The organism is Shewanella sairae, assembly GCF_023283535.1.
Taxonomy (GTDB): Bacteria; Pseudomonadota; Gammaproteobacteria; order Enterobacterales; family Shewanellaceae; genus Shewanella; species Shewanella sairae.
On the sequence record NZ_JAKILT010000003.1, the window covers coordinates 72,566 to 97,397 of the forward strand.

Sequence of the window (24,832 nt, forward strand, 5' to 3'; positions counted from 1 at the left end):
CTTTTCTGCTCTCAGCGGGATATAGATCACACTAAAGATACAAGTGTGAACTCAAATAACACATTCTAAGTATGGCATCAAACTTGCTTTTAATGGGGGGATTCGATTTTACTCAGGCCCTCAGGAATCGAGACGCCTATTTTATTTTCCATAGGAGCAACAATGTTAAACCTTAAACGCGCTATTGGTCTTGCGGTTACCGCAGCACTATTTGTAGGTATGCCAGTTCAAGCTAATGAAGTCATTAAACTTGCTACAACGACTAGTACTGAAAACTCAGGCCTACTAAAGAACCTACTACCAAAATTTGAAGCTGAATCAGGCTACAAAGTACAGGTTATTGCAACAGGTACTGGTAAGGCGCTTAAACTTGCTCGTCAAGGCGATGTTGACGTAGTAATGACTCATGCTCCAGGTGCTGAAGCTAAGTTTGTTGAAGAAGGTTACGGCCGTCTACCACGTGGCATTATGGAAAACGATTTCGTTGTTCTTGGTCCTAAGAATGACCCAGCTAAAATTCGTTCAAGCAAAACTGCTGAAGAAGCCTTTGCTAAAATTGAAAAATCAGGCGTACCTTTCATTTCTCGTGGTGACAACTCAGGCACCAACATGAAAGAACTACTTATCTGGAAAAACGCTAAAATCACTCCAGATTTCAAAGGCTACACTTCAGTTGGTCAAGGTATGGGAAAAACCCTACTAATGGCTAGCGAATTAGAGGCTTATACACTATCTGACCGTGGTACTTTCGTTGCTTATTCGGGTAAAATAGACCTAGCAGTTGATTTCGATGGCGGCGCAGCACTTGCTAACCCGTACCAAATCATCCTAATCAGCGAAAGCAAGTACCCAACGCTTAATCACAAAGGTGCTCAAGCACTAAGTGACTGGCTGATCGGCGCTGAAGCGCAAGGCATGATCAACAATTACAAGGTTCAGGGAGAACAATTGTTCAAGGCAACATATAGCGAATGAATGAAGGCTGGTTAGCCCTTATACAGCAGGCGTTAAGCCTGCTGTTTTCATTGGACCCCGAAGTGTGGTCCATTATTTCCGTTTCTTTTGCAGTATCTTTTGCGGCGTTAGCGATCACGCTTTTGCCCTCTATGGTGCTGGGCTTTCTATTGGCCTTTACCCGTTTTCCTGGCCGTTGGTTAGTCACCAATCTTATCCAGACTCTGCAGTCTATTCCCACCGTTGTAATTGGCCTTTTGGTCTATTTACTGCTGACACGCATGGGGCCTCTTGGCGATTTAAAATGGCTATTTACCCAACAGGGCATGATATTGGGGCAGATGATGATCTGTGCACCGGTGTTAGTCGCAATGAGTCAAGCCGCCTTTACCAGTGTAGACCGTCGCGCATGGGAAACCTCGCGTACCTTAGGCGCCCCGGCATTAAGTGCTATTTGGGCCGTCTGCAGAGAGCTTAAAGTTCCACTATTATTAGCTATTGTGGCTGCTTTTAGTCGTATTCTGACTGAAATTGGCTGCTCAATGATGGTAGGTGGCAACATTGCTGGGGTGACACGAAATATTCCAACCGCTATCGCATTGGAAACCAGCAAAGGTGATTTTGCCCAAGCTATCGCACTGGGCTTGGTGCTACTCGTGTTAGCGCTCATTTTAAACTTTGCTCTAGGTACGCTTAGAGGCAAAGCTGAGCCAAGGAGTCATTAGTCAGTATGACCACCAATACAGCAAAAATTATCGCAAAAGATATCGACATGCGCTTTGAAGACAAGCATCTTTTTAGCGCGACTAAATTAGTGTTTGAGCAAAACCGGGTTATCCACCTACAAGGTGATAACGGTTGTGGTAAAACCACACTCATGAAGTTACTGGCAGGCTTTTATCAACCAACTAAAGGCGCAATTTACGCCGAAGGTTTTGGCGTCGCCCCTTGGTGGCGCAGTAAGTCGATTACCGGTAAAGCCCTTTATTTACACCAGCATCCTTACCTTTTCGAAGGCAACGTGCTGTATAACCTAACCTATCCGCTTAGGTTTTTAACCGCAGATAAAGAGCAGCTAAAAGCCCGTACCGAGCAGGCGATTGATAAGGCGCAATTGCGTCACTTATTAACCCAAGCTGCCTCGAGTTTATCTGGCGGTGAAAAACAACGTTTAGCCATTGCTAGAGCTTGGATTATCCAACCTAAGCTATTAATGCTGGATGAACCCACCTCCAATATGGACAAACACTCACAGCACCTAGTGCTGCAAATGATCACCGACTTAAAACAACAAGGCACTGGCATGCTGATAAGTAGCCATCAGACTTGTATGTTAACCAAAGTATGCGATTATGCTTGGCTGGTAAACGACAAAACCATCACCACCGACAACGTCAGCACCTTGAAAGAGGTTGAACAAACTCAAGTTGAACTTTCAGCAAGTTTGCACGTATCGGTTGGATAGTTACATTGGCAATTTTCAGTAAAAAATTATTAGGGTAACAGTAATGGCAGCACAAATTGATGCCGTCATCCTTGCTGGCGGCATGGCCAGACGCATGGGTGGCAACGACAAAGGTTTAGTCGAGCTGAGAGATCAGCCAATGATTAAACATGCAATTGACAGGATACAACCTCAAGTTAAGGAGATCCTGATCAACGCAAATCGTAACCAAAACCGTTATTCTGAGTTTGGTTTTAAAGTGTTCAGTGACCAAGACAGCGGTTATTTAGGGCCACTTGCCGGCATGATCACCGCAATGAGCGAAACTGACGCCGATTATTTATTGGTTGTTCCTTGCGATTGCCCACTGTTACCAACAGATTTAGTCGCTAGAATGCTAGCGAAATTAACGGCTGAAGATGCTGAGCTTGCAGTTGCAAGCGACGGCGAGCGCGAGCAACCTGTGGTTATGTTGCTAAAGCCGAGTTTACGTGCATCGATGAAAGCCTTTTTAGATGCCGGAGAGCGCAAAATCGACTTTTGGTATGCCAAGCACCACTATGTCGTCGCTGAGTTTGCCGATCAGCCCAATGCGTTTGTCAACGTAAACACACCAGAACAAAAACAGCTGCTAGGCGATGCCATAGCGAATGAAGAAAATCACTAGAGGTGTAAATGAGCATACCTTTTACTAATCCGTTACCCATTCCAGTTCTCGGATTCTGCGCCTACAGCGGCACAGGCAAGACCACATTATTAAAGCAATTAATCCCAGAGCTTAATCGCCGTGGTGTGCGACTCGCAGTCATTAAGCATGCTCATCATAATTTCGACGTCGATATTCCAGGCAAAGACAGCTACGAAATGCGCAAAGCTGGCGCAAAACAGATGCTAGTTGCCTCTCATGTGCGCTGGGCGTTAATGACCGAAGACGCCAAAGACGGCGACCCTGAACTGCCGCATTTGCTCAAACAGATTGAAGCCGACAAGGTCGATATCGTCCTTGTAGAAGGTTTTAAAAAGCTCGAACTGCCTAAGATAGAACTGCACCGTGCCGCACACGGCAAGCCTTTCATCCACACTCACGACGATAACATCCAAGCGATTGCTTGCTGTGATGACACCGAATTACCAAGTGAGTTACGCCGTTTAGATATCAACAATGTCGCGCAAATTGCTGACTATGTTAGCGAGTATATTGCTGCCTGGAAGCCTTGCCCTGTTGATGTGCCAATGGCGCCAACTTGTGGCTGTGAACTCGATACCAGCACTACGTTATCTGTGCGCCAAGGTATTGATAAGATTCTATCTTACGTAAAACCAGTAACCGCAACTGAATCAGTTGATCTAGACGAGTTAGAAAACCGCGTACTCGCAAGCGACGCGATTTCCCCTGTTGATGTGCCGCAGCACACCAACTCAGCGATGGACGGTTATGCGTTTAAGCTAAGCGACAAGCCAGACGCATCATACAAGATGGTTGGCGAAGTCATGGCAGGTCACGCTTATAACGGCACCATTGCTGCCGGCGAAGCCGTGCGCATTATGACAGGCGCGCCACTCCCTGCAGGCGCAGACACCATTCAGCTGCGCGAGCTTGCCAACGAGCAAGAAGGTGCTGTTAGCTTTGAAGGCGACATGAGCCTAGGCCAACACGTACGCCAAGCGGGTGAAGATATTGCTCAAGGTGCAACAGCCTTAGCCGCCCACTCACGCCTACACGCTGCAGAGCAAGGCTTATTAGCCTCATTAGGTTTTGGCGAGTTACCGGTATTTAAGCGCCCTGTGGTTGCCGTGTTCTCAACTGGTGATGAAGTTTGCCAGCCAGGCGAACCACTAAAAGCCAACTGTATTTTTGACTCAAACCGCTACACCATTAAATCAATGGCGAAAAAGCTAGGTTGTGAAGTCATCGATTTAGGCATTATTCAAGATTCAGAAGCGGCACTAGCGCAAGCGTTAAAAGATGGCGCAGCTAAGGCAGATATCGTGATCAGTTCAGGCGGTGTGTCAGTCGGCGATGCCGATTACATCAAAACCGTGCTAGAACAAGTCGGCCAAATTAACTTCTGGCGCATCAATATGCGTCCGGGTCGCCCACTGGCCTTTGGTCAAATCGACGATAGCTTATTCTTCGGTTTACCGGGTAACCCAGTCGCGGTCATGGTGTCGTTCTTACAGTTTGTGCAGCCAGCCATTCGTAAACTAGCTGGCGAGCAAAACTGGAGCCACACCATGGTGCCAGCGATTACTGATAAACCGCTACGCAGCCGCACAGGCCGCACAGAATTTACCCGTGGTATCTATCACTTAGGTGCCGACGGCAAGTTACATGTAACCACAACAGGTGCTCAGGGCTCAGGGATGCTTAGCTCTATGGTAAAAGGAAACTGTCTCATCGTGATAGGCGAAAAAGATGACCAGTTAAATCCAGGTGACACAGTTTATATTCAACCTTTTGCCGACCTCCTTTAAGAGGTTTTGTAGGTAGCCAGTATGAGTTTGATCGTTGACACTTTTAGTCGCACGGTAGAATACCTGCGCCTTTCAGTCACTGACCGCTGTGATTTTCGCTGTGTGTATTGCATGAGCGAAGATCCGTGCTTTTTAAGCAAAGACCATGTGCTTAGTCTTGAAGAGTTAGCTTGGGTCGCACAAGCCTTTACCGAATTAGGTGTAAAGAAAATCCGCCTAACCGGTGGTGAACCGTTAGTGCGCACCGACTGTGATCAATTGGTCAAACTACTAGGCAAACTCCCCGGCCTTGAAGAGTTGTCGATGACCACCAACGGCTCGCGTTTAACCCGTTTCGCCGCAGAGATGCACGCCTCAGGCTTAAACCGACTCAATATTAGTCTCGACACTCTAAAACCAGACTTATTCACCAGCTTAACCCGCAACGGTAAAGTCGACCGCGTGATTGCCGGCATCGACGCCGCCATCGCCGCCGGTTTTAAGAAGATTAAAATCAACGCAGTGATTTTGCGTGGTCAAAACGATGATGAAGTCTTAGATTTAATCGAATTTTGCCGCGAACGCGACCTCGATATCGCCTTTATCGAAGAGATGCCATTAGGCGTCATCGATGAGCGCAAGCGCAGCCGCCACTGCAGCAGCAAAGAAATTCAAGACATCATCAGCGAACGTTATGAGCTTATTCAGTCAAACCGCCGCACAGGTGGCCCAGCGCGTTACTTCACCATGCCCGGCAGCGACATCCACGTTGGCTTTATCTCGCCCCACAGCAACAACTTCTGCCACGAATGCAACCGCGTCCGCGTCACCGTAGAAGGCAGATTGTTATTGTGTTTAGGCAATGAAAATTCGGTAGATTTAAAAGCGATAGTGCGCGAATTCCCCGGTGACATTGAAAAGCTAAAAGTAGCGATTCTAGACGGTATTCAACACAAGCCTAAAGAGCACCATTTTGACCCAAATGGCGAAACGCAGATCTTGCGGTTTATGAATGCCACGGGTGGTTAACTGTTGCTTGAACAGTTATTTATCGCTTTGTTTGCTACGGTGGTTTATGTAGCCACAGTGTTTGGCTGTTAGCTTGTGCTACATACACAAAACCCGACGCAAATGTCGGGTTTTGTTTTATTTGGAAACACCAATAAGTTAAATTACTTTTCAAGTATCACCACGAGCTCTATCCAACTCGTAAAGCGTATAACCATCTCCATCTTCCATAGCTTGGCAGTAGAGTGGATCTTTAAACTGCTCTACTTCATTGGAAAGCGATAGATTCTTCACTAAGGCTTTCAACTTTATTCTGTAGCAAACGGTTCTCAGCCTCCAGTTCATCAAGCTTTTCACTTAGCTTTAATATGGACTTATTTGTAATAGGAAATCTATTAACTTCATGCCAAAGCCCTATAAAAAGAGCAACAAAAGATACCCAAACTAACCAGCTCAAAGGATGCTCCCCCTAAAGACTTAAAACTAATAAGTTTCAGCTCTAAACTTCGTATATTTTACTTTTTCCAATCCACCCATTGTCCAGAGCCTCCTCAATGAGATACTCAAGATCTAAATCAAAACCATCATCCATTTCAACTTCTCGAGAATCAATATGGCAATTAAACTCACTGCTTTCCTGACACCATGCAATTGAGCTAACAGGTTCGCTGGAACCGAGATTTTCACTTAACCTCAATCCAATAAAAGGGACGAAAGGTAATTCTAGTTTTTTGTGAAAAAACACTGCTTTTTCATCATTTAAACTATGAATTGTAAGGGTAAAATGTACTTTGTACTTCATTATAAGTCTCAACGGTGAGGCTGCACCTGACAAAATGCTTAACTAAAACCTAGCTTTTAGATCTACTCTATTATTTGACTACTTCATACAATAAAGCCAAACATTTTTAATAAATAAGAGACTCTAAACTGATATTTTATATAGAACTCCTATTTATAGCTCTTCGTTAATGATAGCTATAAATAGACTAGGAAGATGACAAAGCATATGAACCTTTCTACAGCGACACCTTGTAAGCTATACGTGTAACTTTCGACACAAGTGATTTCAATTGCCTGCGGCCAGCGCATGTGCAGACACTTCTTAGGCACGCTGCAAGTACGTCCTTGTAAGCTCTACGATGGCATCCATGTCATCAAAGGCCTAAGTCGCATCTGCACGGGTTTAGAAAAGCGTAATAATTTCGCCTATTGAGTTCTCAATATAAAAACTGAAGCCTAAAAGGCTCCACCAATTACCACAGAAAACACCAATTTCCCCATCGAAGTTGCCGAAATACGGAAATGAAAATGCCGTGGAACCATCATGGATGATGGTTCAGGCTCAGCGGGACATGGATATCCCATCTGAGCCGTTAGGCGATTTTTATTGGAGTATGAGGATCAACAACTTCGTCGGGGCGTCATGGTGGATGCAAGGAGGATAAGGACGAGCAGTCCTCCTTGCCCGGGTGTGGGATGGAATCCCACGACTTTAATTGTTAGACGTAGTCTAACTTAAAGATCAGGCGCAGCCTGATTGCCTTTTTAGCTATAAAGATTAAGCCTAATCGAGGAAAACCCGTTACTCAAACATCTGATGACTCTTGATCAAAGTACACGACGGATCATCTTCGCGTTTATTGATATTAACCAACTGGTAAGCAGCCTTAATCTCTTTACCAATTTGCTGGTTTACAGATTCAACACCACTAGCCTCAACAGCCTTAAGGTAAGCCTGCATCAATTCACGATCATTCTGAATGATCAAAAAAATCTCATTAGATAACTTCTTATTTAGCTTCTGCACAGCCAATTGAGCAATTTCTTTAGGTAACATGATTATTCTCTTCAAGTATCAGCTAGGTCGCTGATTTCATCATTATTATTAAGCGACTATCCACCGAAAAATATGAAGCCGATGAAGGTTTAACTTGAGAGTTTTAATATGCTTTCATCAAACGATACCTAATTGCTTTCCGGAATATCAAATAAATAGTCTGTCACACCAATATCGATATTTATTTGGCTCAATAAGGTACTTAACTGGCCTCTGTGGTGTGTTTGATGATTAAAAAGGTGACTAACAAGCTCGCCAAAGTCGCGTTTACTGACCACACCTTGTGTATTTGAATACGCTAATGGCGCATTAAAATCAGACTCATTGGCTTCATTTTTAAGCCAGTGACATATCGCACAATCAACCTTTTCACGAGCTGCTCGTAGCAATAAGTAATCAGAGAATAAGAAATCATCGAGACTTTTAGGCTTAGGCATATCAGCTAAACCCAATAAAGATTGATACTTGATAGAGTGCGTTGCAAATCTATTCAACCAAATAAGATCGCCAACTAATAGATGATTAAGCGTGCCCATTATTGAATTAAAAAATGCGCCACGGTTTTCGTTAATTTCACTTTCAGTAAGCTCCGCAATAGCCTGATAGCACTGACTATTCATCCGCTGATTATACTCCGACATCAGTATAAAATGATGCTGTAAATTCATGATAAAACCTTAGCCATACTTGCTAATTAAACCGCACCTCACCAGCGTTATCTATGCTGCATTTTGTATTTTCATCGCAGGCACTGAGAGATATCCTCATTCAAATATAATCTATTGTTTTAACAGATAACATTGCACTAACGGATACTGTATCAACCTCTGTGTTAAACCTATAAAAAGAACAGAAAAGAAAAAACAAAGACACAGCAAGACCAACAACGACTCAAAGGTTACAGAAAACGCCAACTCCCCATCGAAGTTGCCGAAATACGTTGGAAACTCTCTATAAACCAGAGTCACGTGAGCCCGACAGGGATGTCGGGTTAGCTTTCGCGGGGCAAGATGCCCCATCGGAAGCGTTAGTGATTTATCCATAAGTATGAGGATCAACAACTTCGTTAGGGGCGGCAGGGGACTCTTTATGAAAGAAATAGGCAAGAGGGGATTGCTGTTGATCCCCTCTTGGCCGAGTGTGAGCTGGAAGCTCACGACCTTTATCAAGCGCAGCTTGATTGCCTTTAGCTCAGGCGCAGCCTGACGGAATTATCAAACGAAGTTTGATTGCTTAAGTTGTTAGACGCAGTCTAGCTTAGAAGTCAGGCATCGCCTGATAAGAACCAATTGTTAGACAACGTCTAACCCACAACCCCAAGCGGTAGCTTGAAACCAACCATTTGTGGTTAAACCAACTTGCAGATACACTTATAAAACAACCATCCACAAACAATTACCCAAACCATGGCACTCTCGCGTAAAAAGTGGAACACCATTATCATCGTCGCCTCAGTGCTGATGATCTCCGTGTTGACTGTGATTGAAAAAAACAGCCAACAAACGCCACTGCATACCCAAGCCCTATTTGATAAAGCCGCGCCATTATCACAACTACAATATGGTGAGCATTGGTTGCAGAAACGCCAATCTGGCTGGCAATGTAGCAGCAATGTGCTCAACTGCTTAGAGTGGGCTAACGCTTGGGAACAAGTGCATATCTCCGCGCTGACCGATAAGCCAGAAACAGCTGGAGAGCCGATAGAGTTAGTTATTCAAGTGGATGATCTCGATGACGCGCAGCTATGGGTACTGTTTCAACAACAAGGCTTATTAAAGTCGCCCGCTGGCAACTGGTATCAAGTGCCGCCCAGTCTACGCGAAGCCCTCAAACCGATTATTCGCGCGCAAGTAAACTGATCACGCTAAAAATTCGTAATGGCAGTTATCAATAGCAGCATAGAAAAATAACAACAAGAGAGAATATAAATGCCGGAACTTCCCGAAGTTGAAGTCACTCGCCAAGGTGTATCACCTTACCTCATTGATAACCAAGTCACTGATTTAATCATCCGTAATCCGTCATTGCGCTGGCCGGTACCGGAAATAGCTAAACAGATTATTGGTCAAACCATACGTAATGTTCGTCGCCGTGCAAAATACTTGCTGATTGATACTGATGCCGGTACCACTATTGTCCATTTAGGCATGTCAGGTAGCCTGCGCATTTTGCCGGCCTCGACCCCAGTTGAAAAACACGATCATATCGATTTAGTGCTCGCTAGCGGTAAAGCGCTGCGCTACAACGATCCAAGACGCTTTGGCGCTTGGCTATGGTGCGAGTTACCGGAACAAGCACATCCATTATTAGCCAAATTAGGCCCAGAGCCGCTGACAGATGCCTTTAATGCCGATTATCTATTAGAGAGCTTAGCTAATAAGAAAAAGGCCATCAAACTGTGTTTAATGGACAATCATATTGTAGTGGGTGTAGGCAATATTTACGCTAACGAAGCCCTATTTGCCGCTGGTATTCATCCGCAGGCTGAAGCGGGCAAAGTCGATGCCGAACGGATTGAGATTTTAGTCGCTGAAGTGAAACAGATCCTTGCTGGCGCGATCAAACAAGGCGGTACTACGCTGAAAGACTTTACCAATGCCGATGGTAAACCGGGATACTTTGCGCAAAAGCTGCACGTTTATGGTCGTGGCGGGGAAACCTGTACTCAATGTGGCCACCTGCTCAGTGAAATTAAGCTTGGCCAACGGGCGACGGTTTTCTGTAGCTTGTGTCAGCCAAGATAACTGGCAAGCACCTATCTAATAGTAACAAGTCAGCGAGATTACTTGTCTTCAATGATCTCGCTTATCTGTTGCCTCAAGCGAGTTTTATACAAGTAAAAGGCGATGATTGAGGCACATACAAATAATCCCGCGCTGATAAGCAAACTGGTATTGTCTGACAGTCCAAGTCCTGCTCCTGCAAAACTAAACACCATCATTTGCGGAATAAAACCGATACCACTGCCAGTAAAAAAGCGCCAAGCACTGATGTGAGTAGAACCCGCTGCCAGATTGGTCAAAAAGTTACTGCTCAGCGGCAAAATACGGATCATAATCATCTTCAATATCGTGCGGTGAACAATTAAATTCTCTAGGCGAGTCAACTTAGATTGAAAGCGTTTTTTTAAGCTATCCCTAAACACAAATCGAGCAAAATAAAAGGTAAGAACGCAGCCTAGTAGCGCCGATAAGCTGCCCACTAATGCGCCTTTTATACCCCCCAGTGCAAAACCAAAAGCAAAAGCCATAAACTGCCTTGGCCCACCAACACTAGTATAAGCTGCGCCAATAAAAAACAGCACCACAAGGCCTTTATCACCCTGCTCTGCTAAATATTCAGCAATCCAGTTACTATCAGCAACCGTCGCAAATGCGCCTTGCTGAAACGCGTAGATAACCAGCGATAGCACGGTAATAACTGACAATATTTTAGCAAAACGCTTCATACCCAATCCGCAATCATTATTTAAACGCCCAAGCTGTCCAAATTGAGGATCAGCAGCAGTAAAAAAGCCAACGTATCAACGTTGGCTTTTTTCATACTTAAAGCGAGTTAAAACTTATATTCATAAGTGCCAAACACACTCGCATTGGTCTCATTATCTTTTGTTTCAAACTCAGACTGAGATACCGTGCCACCAACGCTCATCATGCCTTGCCACATTGGCATTCTGTAACTGAGCTCCAACATTAATAAGTCTTCTTTCAGCGGCTGTGGCGCCCAACCATGAGAAGGACTTTTACCGTCTTTATTCAATTGCGCATAACGTAACAGCGAAGTCAGACCTTTGCTATTGGCATACTGACCAATGAGTCCTAATACGTATACGCTAGCATCACTGTCATAAGTACTGCCTAGTGCGCGGCCATAGTGACGCGAACCACTCTTATAAGTTGAGTGCTCATAAAAACAGTTGAACGCATTTTCATTTTCGCCACAGGCAACCATGGTATCTGTGTACTCTAAGAACACCTTATATTGCTGCCCATCTAGGTTAAAGCGTGTATCGGCACCGAATAGTTTGCCGCAATCGACGATATCCCAAGGTGCAGAGCTTTTGGCATCTTCACAGGTTCTTTCATAGTAGACACCGAACGGTACATTGTACCAAGTGTCACTAAAGCGAATATCGTAACCCGCCATTTGGTTACCGTAATTAGAGCAGTCACCGTCATCAAACGCGCGGCAATCACGTTGACCTGTGATAGATTTAAACGCACTTTCCCAAGTACATTCTTGGCCATCACCACAGAACTGTGCGGTCCAAGATAAACCCATTTCTAGTTGTCTAAATGGGCGGATAGAGCCACGAAAGTTCCATAACAATGTATTGGCAGCGTAACGCTCTTCCTCAAATCGGCTAACCCCTGCAGTCAAGGTCCAAGGACCCAACCACGACAGCCAAGGGGTTTCAAAGGCTGCGGCATTATTACGGCTAAGCATTAATGCCGGCATAGGTCTCGCGTTATTCGACTTATGTAACGAAGAGTCAAAACCCGGTCCCCACCACTGATCGACCGCTCCGAAACTGAACATCCAATTACCTAGCACCATGGCAAGGTAAGAGTCATCAAAACGAAACTCTTTATCGTCTAAAGGATCATAATTTGCCGACGCTGAAATCTTGTAGGCAAATCGCTCGCCAAGGTACTCGTATGAAGCTGTTGCCTCGCCTTGCTCACGGTAATCAGAGCCAAAGTGTTGAAAACGAGCAGCCTCACTGGCACCAGCAAGCTTAATGCTGACATTGCCACGATTTTCAACCGCATTGCGGTAGTAATAATTGACCCGAGAAAATGCATCAACCAATGCAGGGCTTAAGCGTGAAGGCTCAACCTTGGCTAAATCAGTACCTATACCTGACCACATGAGCGGGTAAGTATTAACAGGTACGGTAATCACACCTGCATCAGCCAGTGCTTGAATGTCAGCACGCAAATAGATATCAGACGTATCAACCCATGGCGCAGCATGAGCAGCAAGGGAAAAAACAAGGCTGATAATAGCTAGCAATCGAATCGCGCTAACTCTAATAAACTTAAACATAAGCAGTTATTTAGCCTTATTTAATGCGTTTGCCACTTCAGCATGAACAAATTGACTCACATCGCCGCCATGCAGTGCAACCTCTTTAACTAAGGTCGATGAGATAAAGGAGTTCTCTTCTGCAGGAGTCAGAAACACGCTTTCAAGATCTGGGCTTAAGCGGCGGTTCATATTGGCAAGCTGGAATTCATACTCGAAGTCAGACACAGCGCGTAGCCCTCGGACTAATACACTAGCGTTTTGCTCTTTAGCAAAGTCCACCAATAGACCACTAAAGCCGACCACTTCGACGTTATCGAGGTGAGCAGTGACGGTTTTCAGCAATTCAACGCGCTCTGCAAGCGTAAATCTAGGCTGCTTCGACGGATTAGCAGCAATACCAATAACCACGTGTTCAAATAAATTTGCAGCACGCTCAATCAAATCAGCATGACCATTAGTAACAGGATCAAAAGTTCCAGGATATATGGCTCGTTTATGCACGTTAAAATCTACCCTTAAATGATATGGCTTGGCAGTAATAATACCAAAGTTTTGGTGGCCCAATAGGCTAAGCTTTTAGGCGACTATCCTACTCGTTATCGGCTTCATTGTGAATGTAAAAGCTTATATAAGCAGCATTTGTTACCTAAGGATTACATTGCAGATACATTCTCAAAGCGTAAACAAAAGCAATTAAGCTTTTTTGAGCTTAGGCCATGCTAAATCGTGAGGTTGTTGCCACTCTTGCAACTGCTGACTAACAGCTGCAACGGCAAAAGCACAACCAGATTGCGGCGCAACAGTGTACTTAAATTCTTGCTCTAAATAGCTAAAAACCAAACTGTAGGCATGCAAATAGCCTCTATCGGCCTCGGCGCCACCATATAATGTATCACCTAGAATCGGCACGCCAATGCTGGCTAATGCCACTCTTAACTGATGCGTCTTGCCGCTATGAGGTTTAAGTAAATACAAACGCTCTCCCTCGGCGATAGAGTGAGAGAAAAACTGTGTGATGGCAGGATTTTCTGTACTGCGCAGTAACTTGTGCATGCTACGGCGAGACTTTGCCATATCGCCAATGACCCAGCCTTGCTTCTTTTTAGGTTTGCCCTTTGCCAATGCGAGATAATATTTTTGCACTAAGTGCGCTGAAAACATCCGCGTAAACTCGGCGGCGGCAGCACTAGATTTAGCAAGAATAATTAGCCCTGACGTTAAGGTATCGAGTCGGTGGACAGAGTAGAGCTTAATACCGAGATCGGCTTCAGCTTGTGCAACAACGCCAGCGCTGCCATCTTGGCTATGAAAATGCACATCGGCAGCTTTATTAATAACGATAAAATCGCGCTCATCGGCGATGACTTGGTACATTGAGGCAGGCTTCCACGGGTTGGCTATCAGGCTCTAAGGCCTGAATAGCAAGACTAAAAGGTAATAATGACTTTTAGCCCAGGCTGATTATCGGTTAAGGCTATTTTAGCATTATGCCGTGACAGAATCGCCTTCACCATAGATAAACCTAATCCCGTGCCTTTATGATGGCGACTAGGATCGAGACGCACTAATCGCTCGAACACTTTTTCACGAGAAGCCTCGGGGATCCCCGGACCATTATCTTGAATCGAGATAACATTACGATTTTGCGAAATACAGATCTCCGCCCCTTCGCCAGAATACTTAATTGCATTATCAACCAAGTTAAACAGGGCCTGGAACAATAGATACTTATCGCCGCTGAGCTGAAACTCTTCGCCGGTTGTCAGTTTTAATGATTGCTCATTAAACTCAGCCATTGCCTCAGCCATTTCAAACAAATCTTGGCTAATGGTTATTAAGCTCACGTCTTGTAGTTCAAGGGTTTGCTGTCCCTCTTCAATACGCGTTAACGATAACATAGCATCGAATGTGGCTAAGCAGTGATCCAGCTCTTCGGTAATAATCGCGCAGCTTTCTTGCAGTTCTTCTTTAGGCTTGCTGGGCAACTGCTCTAAACCAATTCGCAGATGCGACAAAGGCGTACGTAGATCATGGGCAATATTGTCAGTGACCCCACGTACTGCCGCTAAATTTTGCTCTAACGCATCAAGCACACCATTGAACTGCTTTGCCAGCATATCAAACTCATCTTCACGCCAACTGACTGGAAGTCGAGTTGAATACTGCCCACGCTCAATGCGCTTGCTGAGACGGTTGTACTGCACTAGGCGGCGTAAAATCGCTTTGGAAAACAGGTAGCCGAGTGCCAGTGTTAACACCACGGTAAGCATTAATGCGGTAATGGCTGCGTTAGTAAATTTATCGATTAAGGTACCAAGCTGATCGACCCGGGTAGCAATTAGCATGGGCCCGTAGCGGGTCATCACCATACCACCCGTTAAGATGTGCAGCTTTTCAGGGCCACCTGTAAAAACTGGAAACTCTCGTTTTTCCGGCAGCATAGGCATATCTTTGGGGATCATGCTCAATGAGCCGACAAGATCGAGCGAGTCACGCCAAACAATAAGCGCAACTTTAGGATCGGCGCTGCGCACTTGGGTCGCAAAACTGCGGCGATCAAGCGTCAAAGCCATTTGCTGATAGCGGGTCATTTCAGCGTCGAGATGCAGATCCAGCTGATACTCTTGCTCGTTTATCAGCTGGCGGTACATCCCCAGTAACAAGGTGCCAATAATGACAGTTACTAGAGCTGAGAATATGATGGTAATGCGCCAGGCACTACTCTGATAGGGCTTAATGCCCTTGGCGTAACCGATATCCGGCACCTCGAACTGTTTCGATTAATTCGCCGTGACCCAGTTCTTCAAACTTACGTCTGAGCTTAGCGATATGCACGTCGATAACATTGGTACGCGGATCAAAGTGATAGTCCCATACTGCTTCAAATAACAGTGTACGGCTAATCACTTGGTTAACGTGCTCCATTAGGTATTTGAGTAGCTGAAACTCTTTTGGTTGCAGCAATATCTCTTGCCCATCGAGCGTCACTTTACGGGTGAGCAATTCGATGGTTAATGGACCCACATTTAAATCAGTAATCGTTGGCTGAGACTCACCACGTTGCATCAGCTTTTCAGCGCGAACTAACAGCTCTGAAAAAGCGAACGGCTTAGTCATGTAGTCATCGCCACCCGCACGTAACCCTTTGACTCGCTCATCAACATGGCTAAGTGCAGACAGGATCAATACCGGTGTTTGGCTGCCCGTTGCGCGAAGCGCAGCCAGTAGTTTTAAACCATCAAGCTGTGGCAACATACGATCAAGAATAATCAGATCGTATTTCATGCTTGTTGCTAACAGCAGGCCTTGATGCCCATCGGTTGCGGTCTCAATATTGTGCCCTTGCTCAACAAATCCCTTTACGACATATTCGATGGTAGTCGCGTCATCTTCAACCATGAGTATTTTCATGTTTTAGTCCCATTTGAGCAGTGGTAGTAATTGTTTATTTTCAATATCGAAGGCTAGCTTGCGCTTACCATCAATATCAAGGAGCTCTAACTCTATATAGCTGATCCCAAGGTCATTATCGACTTCAGCCTTTATGATATGACCGGCATCTTCTTTAGCGACTAGCGCCAACATATCTGACAGCGATAGGCCTATTTTTTGCAGCATAAGTACGCCTGAAAGTTCGTCTTTATCATCACTCTTTAGACGCCCTACTTCGCGTTCCTTTAAACTCCCATCTATCGCTCGATATTCATATTCAGTAATGGTTTTAGCTTGTGGATCGATCATCTTAAATTCATAGATCAATTCACCCTGTTCAATATCCGCTTCAAATTCAGAGATCACGCCTTCATGCTGCTGCTCAAGTTGCTGCATCATTGCTGTCGGTAATGGATAACTCCCCGATGACATCAATGAATACAATCCTTGTCCAGCAAACGAGCTACCAGAAACTAACAACAAACCAATAAGCCAGCGAGCCATGGCTCCTCCGAAAAATAAAACGCTAAACCGCTTTTAATAAAGGATTATTCAGAAATTAGACGCATGCTGTCAATTTCTATTTCAATACCTTGCCACTCATCGTCAACTTCACCAATAAGCTTCACTTTAGAATCGCTTGAAACTTCAATATCACGCCAAAGTGCGTTATCGATTTCAACTTCTACGTCACCACTATCATCGCGGAAAAGGTACTTTTCATCACCTAAGCTTTGTACTAAGTAACCCGTTAATTCCACTGGTGTGTCATCTTTGGCTTTAGCTGCATCCGCCGCTGTTTTAATCTGAGTCGCTGGGCCTGGGCCTGTGTAAGCAGCCATAGCAGGTAAGGTTAATACTGCTGACAACATGATTAAACCGGTTAATTTTTTAGACATAAAATAAAACTCCTCTCTAATGTAGGAGTGCATAGTATGACATTCTATGTAACATCTAGATGGAGCAAAGATTAAACTTTGATCATATGCTTAACCGCAGTGGAATTATGAGTTTGCCTCACTAAAATCCAGACTAATCTAAAATATGGAACAGCTCAGATTTAAGCGCTACTGTGGTTTCAGTGCCGACTGCTAGTTCTAAGCTTTATGCCAGATATAGCGGCACACTAATCTAAAATATGGATCAGCTCAGATTTCAGTGCGACAGTGGTTTCAGTGCCGACTGCTAGTTCTAACTTTTGTGCCAGATGTAGCGGCACTTCAGCATGGATTTTATGCTCTACTCCAACCACGCTGGCTAACACTCTTACGCTTTCGCCCATCACCAGCATGGAGTCAATAGTAATGTCGAGCTTATTAAAGCTGCGGCACAACCTGCCCTTTTTAATCGAGTTAAAACGTATGCCTTGGTTAGGGATCACCCAACGTACTTTAGTACCGATATCTAAACTATCAAAATAGGTACTGGCGATGAGGTGCTCACCAAACTTTAACCAAGTGATCTGCCGCTCTGCTTCCTGGGCGATGACTTCAGCATCAAAAATATTACGCAGACCCATCTGCTTCGCCACAGCTTCATCACGCGGGCGAGTCAGCACTTCATGGGGTCTACCTTGTTGCAGCATTTTACCTTGGCTAATTAAAATCATGCTGTCGGCTAGCAGCAAGGCTTCGTTTAAATCGTGGGTCACCATAATAACCGGAATAGCCAACTGCTCTTTAAGTCTAGCTAGCTCTAGATATAAACGCTCACGGGTTTCTCTATCTACCGCAGAAAAAGGTTCGTCGAGTAGCAAAACCGATGGCTCCCGAGCGAGTGCTCTCGCTAGGGCTACACGTTGGCGCTGACCACCAGAAAGGTGCGCAGGTAATCTATCAGGCAAGCCATGCAGGTTAACCCGCTCCAGCCAGTCTTTGGCTCGCGCCTCGCGCTCCGCTTTAGGGATATGATCCAGCGCTGCAACCACGTTTTCTAACGCAGTTAAATTAGGGAATAAACCAAAATGTTGTGGCACATAACCTAGATGACGCTGCTGCGGCGTGAGCTGCACCTTATCGGCATCACTAAACCATTGGCGATCACCGTAGCGGATCTCACCGCTTTCGGGTTGAGATAAGCCGGCAATCATCCGCAATAAGGTAGATTTACCCCCGCCTGATGGACCAACAACCGCCAACACTTCACCGGCTTTACAACTAAATTCAGCGTCGAGTTTAATCGGCTTATTTTGGTTAATCCGGCAGTAAAGATCAGCGACGGTTTGCGACATGCTGACCTCCAACACGGCGCGATAAGCTGGTCGTTAACGCCAGTACTGTAATCGCAAACAAGAGTAATACCAGCGACATATTACCGGCACTGGCAAAGTCGAATGCCTGTACGCTGTCATAAATCGAAATCGCAATCGTCTTGGTTTCGCCAGCAATATTACCGCCCATCATCAGTACCACACCAAACTCACCTAATACATGGGAAAAACACAGCACGATGGCAGTGAGTACACCCGGCCACACCATAGGCAGCTCGATTTTAAATAGCACTTTTAAACGGCTCATACCACAGCAAGCCGCCGCGTCACGTACATCTTCAGGCACGGCTTCAAATGCGCGCTGAATAGGCTGAATTGCAAATGGAATATTAACTAAAATGGACGCAACCACCAGCCCAGAGAAATGAAACACCAATTGATGTCCAAGTAACTGCTCTAAGGTGCGCCCAATCCAAGACTCACTGCCTAAGCCCACCAGCAAGTAATAACCAATTACTGTTGGCGGCAACACTAAAGGCACCATCACTAGGGCTTCAACCCAAGATTTACCCGGGAAATGCCGATAAGCCAGAAAACGTCCGGCTATAATGGCTAATGGGATTAAGATAAGCACAGTAACGGTACTGAGCTTGATTGATAGCAGTAAGGCTTGCCAATCCATTAATTAGTCGCTCTCGCAAAGCCGTAATCGGCAAATACAGCCTGAGCAGCGTCAGATTGTAGGTAAGTATAAAAGTGCTTAGCGGTCTCGCCCGCTTTTAAGGTCAACACCATACGTTGATCGAGCGGCGTATAATATTCTTGTGGGATCACCACATAATTTGCTCGAGCTTTAAACGGTTTCGCTACCGCTAAAGACAAAGCGACTAAACCACCTTGCGTCGCGCCGCTCACCGCAAATTGTGCCGCTTGCGAGACGTTTTCGCCAAACACCAAATTTGGTTGAATATCTTGCCAAAGACCTAACTTTTGCAACACTTCTTTCGCGCGTTCGCCATAGGGTGCATGGTCTGGGTTAGCAATTGCAAAACGTTTCAGCTGCTTAGTATCTAAAAACTGCTTCACTCCGTCTAAATTGGCATCTAACGGTAGAGGCGAAGACTTAGGCGCAGCAATCGCCAACTGACCTACGGCGTAAATAACGCCCTGATCAGGTGTTTGCTGTGCTTTAGCTAACTGAGTGATATAGCGCTCATCAGCCGATAGAAATAACTCAAAAGGCGCACCATTACGGATTTGCGCGACAAAGTTACCTGAAGAACCATAGGAAATACGCACCTTACGGCCGGTTTCTTGGGTAAATTGCTTAGCGATATCATCGAGTGCAAATTTAATGCTTGATGCCGCCGCAATAGCGGGAACATCTTGCGCTGCTAAAACCACTTTACTCATTGCTAAAAAGGGCAGCAATAATGCCAGTAACATCACCCTAAACTTCATTTAGCCAATCTCCTTGCGTCCTTTAACAGCGCCAATGTTACGCGTTATTTATCCCACATCTTTGCAGCTTGCTCATCGGCATCACGAGCTTCAACCCAGTTAGCGCCTTTATCACCGGCTTCTAATTTCCAAAACGGCGCTTTAGTCTTTAGAAAATCGATTAAGAACTCACAGGCAGCAAATGCCGCTTTACGGTGTGCGCTAGTCACGCCGATAAATACGATTTGCTCACCCAGCGCCATAGCGCCAACACGGTGAATAATGGTGACATTGTTTAGCGGCCAACGCTCACGCGCCTCAGCTTCAATCTGATTTAGCACCGCTTCTGTCATGCCAGGGTAGTGCTCAAGAGTTAAATCAGTCACCGCACTGCCATCATTAAAATCACGTACTTTGCCAACAAAAGTCACTACTGCGCCATCGCTGTTATCTTGGCTGATTAGCTGATACTCATCGGGTACGCTAAAGTCTGCAGTTTGCACACGGATCATCTTAACCTCCAGTTACTGGTGGGAAAAATGCCACTTCGTCGCCATCAACAATTGGCGTGTCCCACTGGCTGATAGTTTGGTTTACAGCCACTAACAACTTATCAGACGCCAGCACTTTAGCCCACTTGTCATCTGTTGCCGCTAAGGTTGCACGCAAGCCTTCAGCTGTTTGGGTGTTTTCATCCGCTGCAACTTTGACGCCGGCAGTGCCTAGAAGCTCTCTAACTTGTGCAAAAAATAATACGTTAATCATAATCTTCTCTATACCTTAAAGTGCCCAGACTTACCGCCACGTTTCTCAGTTAAGCGAACTTGAGAAATCACCATATCTTTTTGAACCGCTTTACACATATCGTAAATGGTTAAAGCTGCAGTAGAAGCCGCTGTTAATGCTTCCATTTCAACACCGGTTTTACCCGACAGCTTACATAGGCTGCGGATCCACACGCGGTTATGTTCAGGTTGCGCTTCTAGCTCGACTTCCACTTTAGTTAACATAAGAGGATGGCATAGCGGGATCAAATCAGAGGTTTTCTTTGCTGCTTGAATACCAGCAATACGCGCAGTAGCAAATACATCACCTTTATGGTGGCTGCCGCTCATGATCATCTCAAGTGTTTCACTTGCCATCTCAATGTACGCTTCTGCACGTGCTTCACGCTCGGTAACAGACTTATCAGTTACATCTACCATGTGGGCATTACCGTCAGCATTAATATGGGTAAAAGCATTGGTCATTGGGGTTACGCCTTCTAATAAATTTGGGTCAAATTACGGCACAGTAAACAGCGCCGTAAACGTGCCTCTATTGAGACTTATTCGGTGATTTTCTTTACGTGCATCACAAAGTTACAAGGACGATGAGTTGCATCCAGCTGTTCTTTAATCAGCTTATTCCAACCGGTTTTACAGGCGCCAGTTGAACCTGGCAGACAGAAAATAGCGGTTTTATTGGCAAAGCCACCTAACGCACGCGACTGCACGGTTGAGGTACCAAGCTCGGTATAGGTAATGTGACGAAACAACTCACCAAAACCTTCAATCTCACGATCAAATAACGTCTTAACCGCTTCAGGGGTGTTATCTCTGTCGGTAAAGCCTGTACCACCTGTGGTGATAATCACTTGCACATCGTTTGATGCAATCCACTGTGATAATACTGAACGGATCTGGTATTTATCATCTTTGATAATCTGTCGCTCAGCCAAAGTATGACCCGCTTCTAGCAATGCAATTTCAAGGAAAGCACCTGAGGTATCAGATTCAAAGTCGCGGGTGTCAGATAGTGTTAAAACAGCAATGTTTAGCGCCGTAAACTTGCTTTGAGTACAGTGTCCCATAAAGATCTCTTATTTTACCGAGTCATATCTTACTGAGTAATTGTGACGATTATACCTAGTTTCTGACGCAACTTACGTTGCGTCAGATCAGAGTTTAATTAGCCGCCAATAGAAGCCAAGTGCTGCGTCACACCAGTAATACCGTCATGCAAGAAGTGGGTTTCTTTCTTTTGAGCAAGCTGGCCGTGTAAACGCTCGATCAACTCTGCTTGTTGATCAGGTGTTTGCAGTAAATCACGCAGATCGACGCCGTTTTCAGTAAATAAGCAAAGGTGCAGTTTACCTTTGGCTGATACCCGCAGACGATTACAGCTAGCACAGAAGTTTTTCGCGTACGGCATAATCAAACCGATGCGGCCTTGATAATCTTGATGACTGAAGTTTTGCGCTGGACCATCGTCAACGGCTGGTGTGTCAAACTGCCAACCCGCCTGCTCTAACTGTAACTTAATATCGTTACCCGCTAGATGGTGCGCTTTGAAATAATCATGGCCTAAACCGGTTTCCATTAGCTCAATAAAGCGCAGGTCAATCGGTGTATTTTTAATCCAATGTAAAAAACGTGGTAGATCTTTATCGTTCAAACCTTTAAGCAACACAGCATTGATTTTAACTCGCTCAAAACCCGCTTCTAATGCCGCATCAACACCACGCATCACGTCATCAAACTTATTCTCGCCAGTGATCTGGTAGAACATTTTTGGGTCGAGACTATCGACCGAAATATTGATGCGTCTTAAGCCCGCGTCATACCACTCTTGAGCATGCTTAGCTAAACGGTAACCGTTAGTGGTCGTCGCAATGGTATTGATTTTATCGTTATCTTTTACGATACGAATAATGTCAGTGAAGTCTTTACGTAAAGATGGCTCGCCACCTGTAATACGGATTTTTTGGGTGCCGACTTGTGAAAAAGCCGAAACCAGATGCTCGATTTCATTGAGATCGAGAAACTTGGGCTTACCGTCTGGGCGGTAGCCATCGGGGAGGCAATACGTACATTTAAAGTTACATACGTCAGTCACTGACATACGCAGATAATGAAACCGTCGACCAAAATTGTCTTGTAGTTGGGACATGATCACCTTTCCAAGTAAGGGGAGGTGAGATCATTTCTTTTCCCACCCCGGTGGCGTTATTGCCACGGCTAAAAACCCGTATCTGTCTCGACGTAGGGTAAGAAGCTCGGAGAACCGTCAACCTTGATTATAGGCGTATTTCTGTGACAAACCATACCCTCTAGCGCACATTTGCTGTTAAAAAGCATCACATATAAAGTTTTTGTGACAGTAATCACGCCAAGAATCGTTTAAAATATCTGCACCGTAGATATGGAAACGCTGTGACCTTAAGCGATTTTCAGGTAAGGTTAGACTAAATATTAAAACACCCGTTTATAGTGTGGTTAATTCAACTTGCACTATTGTCATCGGGGGAAAAGAAGGAAAGGTGATCTGATGGAACGCGAATCGATGGAATTCGATGTAGTAATCGTGGGCGCAGGCCCGTCTGGATTAGCTGCAGCATGTCGTTTAATGCAAATATCTAAAGACAGTGGCCAAGAACTGACTGTTTGTGTCGTCGAAAAAGGCTCTGAGGTGGGTGCGCACATTTTGTCGGGCGCGGTATTTGAACCCAAAGTACTCGATGAGTTATTTGACGATTGGCGCGACAAAAAGGCGCCGCTAAACACCGCTGTGACAGACGATGAAATCTATATGCTTAGCTCGGCAACCGATGCCCGCGCTATGCCAAACTCCCTTGTTCCTAAGACCATGCATAACCATGGCAACTACATTATCAGTGTAGGTAATCTTTGCCGCTGGCTAGCTGAGCGCGCCGAAGAATTAGGCGTTGAAGTATTCCCCGGCTTCCCTGCAAGTGAACTACTGTTTAACGAAGATGGCAGTGTTAAAGGCATTCAAATTGGCGACATGGGTGTTGGCGAAGATGGTCAGCCTAAAGACGGCTACGAGCCGGGTATGGAGCTACATGCTAAGTACACAGTATTTGGCGAAGGTTGTCGTGGTCACTTAGGTAAGCAACTGATTGAAAAGTTCCACCTCGACAATGGTAAAACGGCGCAGCACTACGGTTTAGGCTTTAAAGAAATTTGGACGGTCCCAAGCGAGCAACATCAACTTGGCAAAGTGGTCCACACCGGCGGCTGGCCGCTTACCGAAGGCGCCTCTGGCGGCGGCTTTATGTATCACCTCGAAAACAATCAAATTGCTGTAGGTTTAATTGTTGACCTTAACTATAAAAACCCACATCTAAGCCCATTTGATGAGTTCCAGCGTTTTAAAACGCATCCAGTGATCGCTAAAACCTTAACTGGCGGCGAGCGTATTGCCTACGGCGCGCGCGCAATCACTAAAGGCGGCCTCAACTCTCTACCTAAGCTCACCTTCCCTGGCGGCATGATTATTGGCTGTGATGCTGGTACCTTGAATTTTGCCAAAATCAAAGGCACTCATACTGCAATGAAGAGCGGCATGCTAGCAGCAGAAACTTTAGCACAAGCTATGATGGCTGGTGTTGAAGCGGGTAAAGATCTCGACTGCCTCCAAGACCGATTTGATCAAAGCTGGCTTAAAGAGGAACTTTATTGCTCGCGCAACTTTGGCCCAGCTATGCATAAGTTCGGTACTTACCTAGGCGGCGCGTTTAACTTTATCGACCAGAACTGGTTCGGCGGTAAGCTCCCGGTTACCCTGCGTGATGACAAGCCAGACTACGCACAAATGGCAGAAGCCAGCGCCTACAGTAAGATTGATTACCCTAAACCTGACGGTAAGTTAAGCTTCGATAAGCTCTCTTCTGTGTATCTGTCTAATACCTTCCACGAAGAAGATCAGCTATGCCATTTACGTCTAAAGGATGCTCGTATCCCGATTGACGTTAATTTGGTTAAGTTTGATGAGCCAGCGCAGCGCTATTGCCCTGCTGGCGTATATGAAATCGTTGAGGAAGCTGGAGAGAAAACCTTTGTCATCAATGGTCAAAACTGTATCCACTGTAAAACCTGTGACATTAAAGACCCCAGTCAAAATATTACTTGGGTAACACCTGAGGGTGGCGGTGGTCCAAACTACCCTAATATGTAACTTGATATAAACCAAACTCTGCATTTAAATAATGTAAACGCGCATCAAAAGGTGTGCGTTT

General features: G+C 45.3%; 29 protein-coding genes and 1 riboswitch. Of the genes, 9 read left to right on the forward strand and 20 right to left on the reverse strand.

The window, feature by feature from the left end:
- Positions 1–162: 162 nt before the first annotated feature.
- The 6 genes from L2748_RS01885 to moaA (L2748_RS01910) are packed head-to-tail and all read left to right on the forward strand — an operon-like array spanning position 163 to position 5,881.
- On the forward strand, positions 163–975 hold the full coding sequence (locus L2748_RS01885; RefSeq protein WP_220779852.1) for an ABC transporter substrate-binding protein: 813 nt from the start codon (positions 163–165) through the stop codon (positions 973–975).
- Positions 972–1,679, forward strand: coding sequence for an ABC transporter permease (locus L2748_RS01890; RefSeq protein ID WP_220779850.1), 708 nt, complete (start codon positions 972–974; stop codon positions 1,677–1,679). Before L2748_RS01885 ends, L2748_RS01890 begins: the two co-directional genes overlap by 4 nt.
- 5 nt (positions 1,680–1,684) lie before the next feature.
- Entirely contained in the window at positions 1,685–2,419 is a 735-nt protein-coding gene (locus tag L2748_RS01895) for an energy-coupling factor ABC transporter ATP-binding protein (protein WP_220779848.1), read from the forward strand.
- 43 nt (positions 2,420–2,462) lie between these two features.
- Entirely contained in the window at positions 2,463–3,065 is a 603-nt protein-coding gene (gene mobA, locus L2748_RS01900; RefSeq protein WP_220779846.1) for a molybdenum cofactor guanylyltransferase MobA, read from the forward strand.
- 8 nt (positions 3,066–3,073) lie between these two features.
- Positions 3,074–4,873 carry a bifunctional molybdopterin-guanine dinucleotide biosynthesis adaptor protein MobB/molybdopterin molybdotransferase MoeA gene (locus L2748_RS01905; RefSeq protein ID WP_220779844.1) on the forward strand — a complete coding sequence of 600 codons (1,800 nt, stop codon included), beginning with the start codon at positions 3,074–3,076 and terminating at the stop codon, positions 4,871–4,873.
- A 21-nt stretch (positions 4,874–4,894) separates the two neighbouring features.
- On the forward strand, positions 4,895–5,881 hold the full coding sequence (moaA, locus tag L2748_RS01910; protein ID WP_220779843.1) for a GTP 3',8-cyclase MoaA: 987 nt from the start codon (positions 4,895–4,897) through the stop codon (positions 5,879–5,881).
- Between the two features lie 150 nt (positions 5,882–6,031).
- Here moaA (L2748_RS01910) and L2748_RS24400 read toward each other — a convergent pair whose 3' ends face one another.
- From L2748_RS24400 to L2748_RS01925, 4 genes are all read right to left on the reverse strand, one after another.
- Positions 6,032–6,154: a hypothetical protein gene (locus L2748_RS24400; RefSeq protein ID WP_276521502.1), complete on the reverse strand. Its 123-nt coding sequence runs from the start codon at positions 6,152–6,154 to the stop codon at positions 6,032–6,034.
- 205 nt (positions 6,155–6,359) lie between these two features.
- Positions 6,360–6,662, reverse strand: coding sequence for a hypothetical protein (locus L2748_RS01915; protein WP_220779839.1), 303 nt, complete (start codon positions 6,660–6,662; stop codon positions 6,360–6,362).
- 783 nt (positions 6,663–7,445) lie between these two features.
- Positions 7,446–7,700, reverse strand: coding sequence for a hypothetical protein (locus L2748_RS01920; RefSeq protein WP_220779837.1), 255 nt, complete (start codon positions 7,698–7,700; stop codon positions 7,446–7,448).
- Positions 7,701–7,828: 128 nt separating this feature from the next.
- Complete coding sequence (locus tag L2748_RS01925) at positions 7,829–8,368, reverse strand: DinB family protein (RefSeq protein ID WP_220779835.1); 540 nt, start codon at positions 8,366–8,368, stop codon at positions 7,829–7,831.
- Positions 8,369–9,106: 738 nt separating this feature from the next.
- Here L2748_RS01925 and L2748_RS01930 point away from each other — a divergent pair.
- Positions 9,107–9,559 carry a hypothetical protein gene (locus L2748_RS01930; protein WP_220779833.1) on the forward strand — a complete coding sequence of 151 codons (453 nt, stop codon included), beginning with the start codon at positions 9,107–9,109 and terminating at the stop codon, positions 9,557–9,559.
- 69 nt (positions 9,560–9,628) lie between these two features.
- Positions 9,629–10,444 carry a bifunctional DNA-formamidopyrimidine glycosylase/DNA-(apurinic or apyrimidinic site) lyase gene (mutM, locus tag L2748_RS01935; protein WP_220779832.1) on the forward strand — a complete coding sequence of 272 codons (816 nt, stop codon included), beginning with the start codon at positions 9,629–9,631 and terminating at the stop codon, positions 10,442–10,444.
- A gap of 38 nt (positions 10,445–10,482) precedes the next feature.
- Here mutM and L2748_RS01940 read toward each other — a convergent pair whose 3' ends face one another.
- From L2748_RS01940 to moaA (L2748_RS02015), 16 genes are all read right to left on the reverse strand, one after another.
- Positions 10,483–11,148, reverse strand: coding sequence for a TVP38/TMEM64 family protein (locus tag L2748_RS01940; protein ID WP_220779830.1), 666 nt, complete (start codon positions 11,146–11,148; stop codon positions 10,483–10,485).
- A gap of 107 nt (positions 11,149–11,255) precedes the next feature.
- Entirely contained in the window at positions 11,256–12,749 is a 1,494-nt protein-coding gene (locus L2748_RS01945) for a capsule assembly Wzi family protein (protein ID WP_220779822.1), read from the reverse strand.
- Positions 12,750–12,755: 6 nt separating this feature from the next.
- A complete protein-coding gene (gene coaD / locus L2748_RS01950) occupies positions 12,756–13,232 on the reverse strand; it encodes a pantetheine-phosphate adenylyltransferase (protein WP_220779820.1) in 477 nt (158 codons plus the stop codon).
- A 192-nt stretch (positions 13,233–13,424) separates the two neighbouring features.
- On the reverse strand, positions 13,425–14,105 hold the full coding sequence (locus L2748_RS01955) for a TIGR01621 family pseudouridine synthase (protein ID WP_220779818.1): 681 nt from the start codon (positions 14,103–14,105) through the stop codon (positions 13,425–13,427).
- 53 nt (positions 14,106–14,158) lie between these two features.
- Entirely contained in the window at positions 14,159–15,382 is a 1,224-nt protein-coding gene (locus L2748_RS01960) for a sensor histidine kinase (protein ID WP_220779860.1), read from the reverse strand.
- 82 nt (positions 15,383–15,464) lie between these two features.
- On the reverse strand, positions 15,465–16,142 hold the full coding sequence (locus tag L2748_RS01965; protein ID WP_028766736.1) for a response regulator transcription factor: 678 nt from the start codon (positions 16,140–16,142) through the stop codon (positions 15,465–15,467).
- A 3-nt stretch (positions 16,143–16,145) separates the two neighbouring features.
- Positions 16,146–16,667: a hypothetical protein gene (locus L2748_RS01970; protein WP_220779817.1), complete on the reverse strand. Its 522-nt coding sequence runs from the start codon at positions 16,665–16,667 to the stop codon at positions 16,146–16,148.
- A gap of 44 nt (positions 16,668–16,711) precedes the next feature.
- Positions 16,712–17,062, reverse strand: a complete 351-nt coding sequence (locus tag L2748_RS01975) for a YgiW/YdeI family stress tolerance OB fold protein (RefSeq protein ID WP_220779815.1) — start codon at positions 17,060–17,062, stop codon at positions 16,712–16,714.
- Positions 17,063–17,289: 227 nt separating this feature from the next.
- Entirely contained in the window at positions 17,290–18,393 is a 1,104-nt protein-coding gene (locus L2748_RS01980; protein WP_220779813.1) for an ABC transporter ATP-binding protein, read from the reverse strand.
- On the reverse strand, positions 18,374–19,054 hold the full coding sequence (gene modB, locus L2748_RS01985) for a molybdate ABC transporter permease subunit (protein ID WP_220779811.1): 681 nt from the start codon (positions 19,052–19,054) through the stop codon (positions 18,374–18,376). Before modB ends, L2748_RS01980 begins: the two co-directional genes overlap by 20 nt.
- Positions 19,054–19,833 carry a molybdate ABC transporter substrate-binding protein gene (modA, locus tag L2748_RS01990; RefSeq protein WP_220779809.1) on the reverse strand — a complete coding sequence of 260 codons (780 nt, stop codon included), beginning with the start codon at positions 19,831–19,833 and terminating at the stop codon, positions 19,054–19,056. Before modA ends, modB begins: the two co-directional genes overlap by 1 nt.
- A 44-nt stretch (positions 19,834–19,877) precedes the next feature.
- Positions 19,878–20,324, reverse strand: a complete 447-nt coding sequence (gene moaE / locus L2748_RS01995) for a molybdopterin synthase catalytic subunit MoaE (protein WP_220779807.1) — start codon at positions 20,322–20,324, stop codon at positions 19,878–19,880.
- A 1-nt stretch (position 20,325) separates the two neighbouring features.
- Positions 20,326–20,577: a molybdopterin synthase sulfur carrier subunit gene (moaD, locus tag L2748_RS02000; protein WP_220779805.1), complete on the reverse strand. Its 252-nt coding sequence runs from the start codon at positions 20,575–20,577 to the stop codon at positions 20,326–20,328.
- An 8-nt stretch (positions 20,578–20,585) separates the two neighbouring features.
- Positions 20,586–21,062 carry a cyclic pyranopterin monophosphate synthase MoaC gene (gene moaC, locus L2748_RS02005; protein ID WP_041411171.1) on the reverse strand — a complete coding sequence of 159 codons (477 nt, stop codon included), beginning with the start codon at positions 21,060–21,062 and terminating at the stop codon, positions 20,586–20,588.
- Between the two features lie 77 nt (positions 21,063–21,139).
- Entirely contained in the window at positions 21,140–21,664 is a 525-nt protein-coding gene (gene moaB, locus L2748_RS02010; RefSeq protein ID WP_220779803.1) for a molybdenum cofactor biosynthesis protein B, read from the reverse strand.
- Between the two features lie 98 nt (positions 21,665–21,762).
- Complete coding sequence (gene moaA / locus L2748_RS02015; protein ID WP_220779801.1) at positions 21,763–22,743, reverse strand: GTP 3',8-cyclase MoaA; 981 nt, start codon at positions 22,741–22,743, stop codon at positions 21,763–21,765.
- Positions 22,731–22,867: riboswitch (molybdenum cofactor riboswitch) on the reverse strand. It overlaps the preceding gene by 13 nt.
- A gap of 254 nt (positions 22,868–23,121) precedes the next feature.
- Here moaA (L2748_RS02015) and L2748_RS02020 point away from each other — a divergent pair.
- Positions 23,122–24,771 carry an electron transfer flavoprotein-ubiquinone oxidoreductase gene (locus L2748_RS02020; protein ID WP_220779799.1) on the forward strand — a complete coding sequence of 550 codons (1,650 nt, stop codon included), beginning with the start codon at positions 23,122–23,124 and terminating at the stop codon, positions 24,769–24,771.
- The last annotated feature ends 61 nt before the right edge of the window (positions 24,772–24,832 follow it).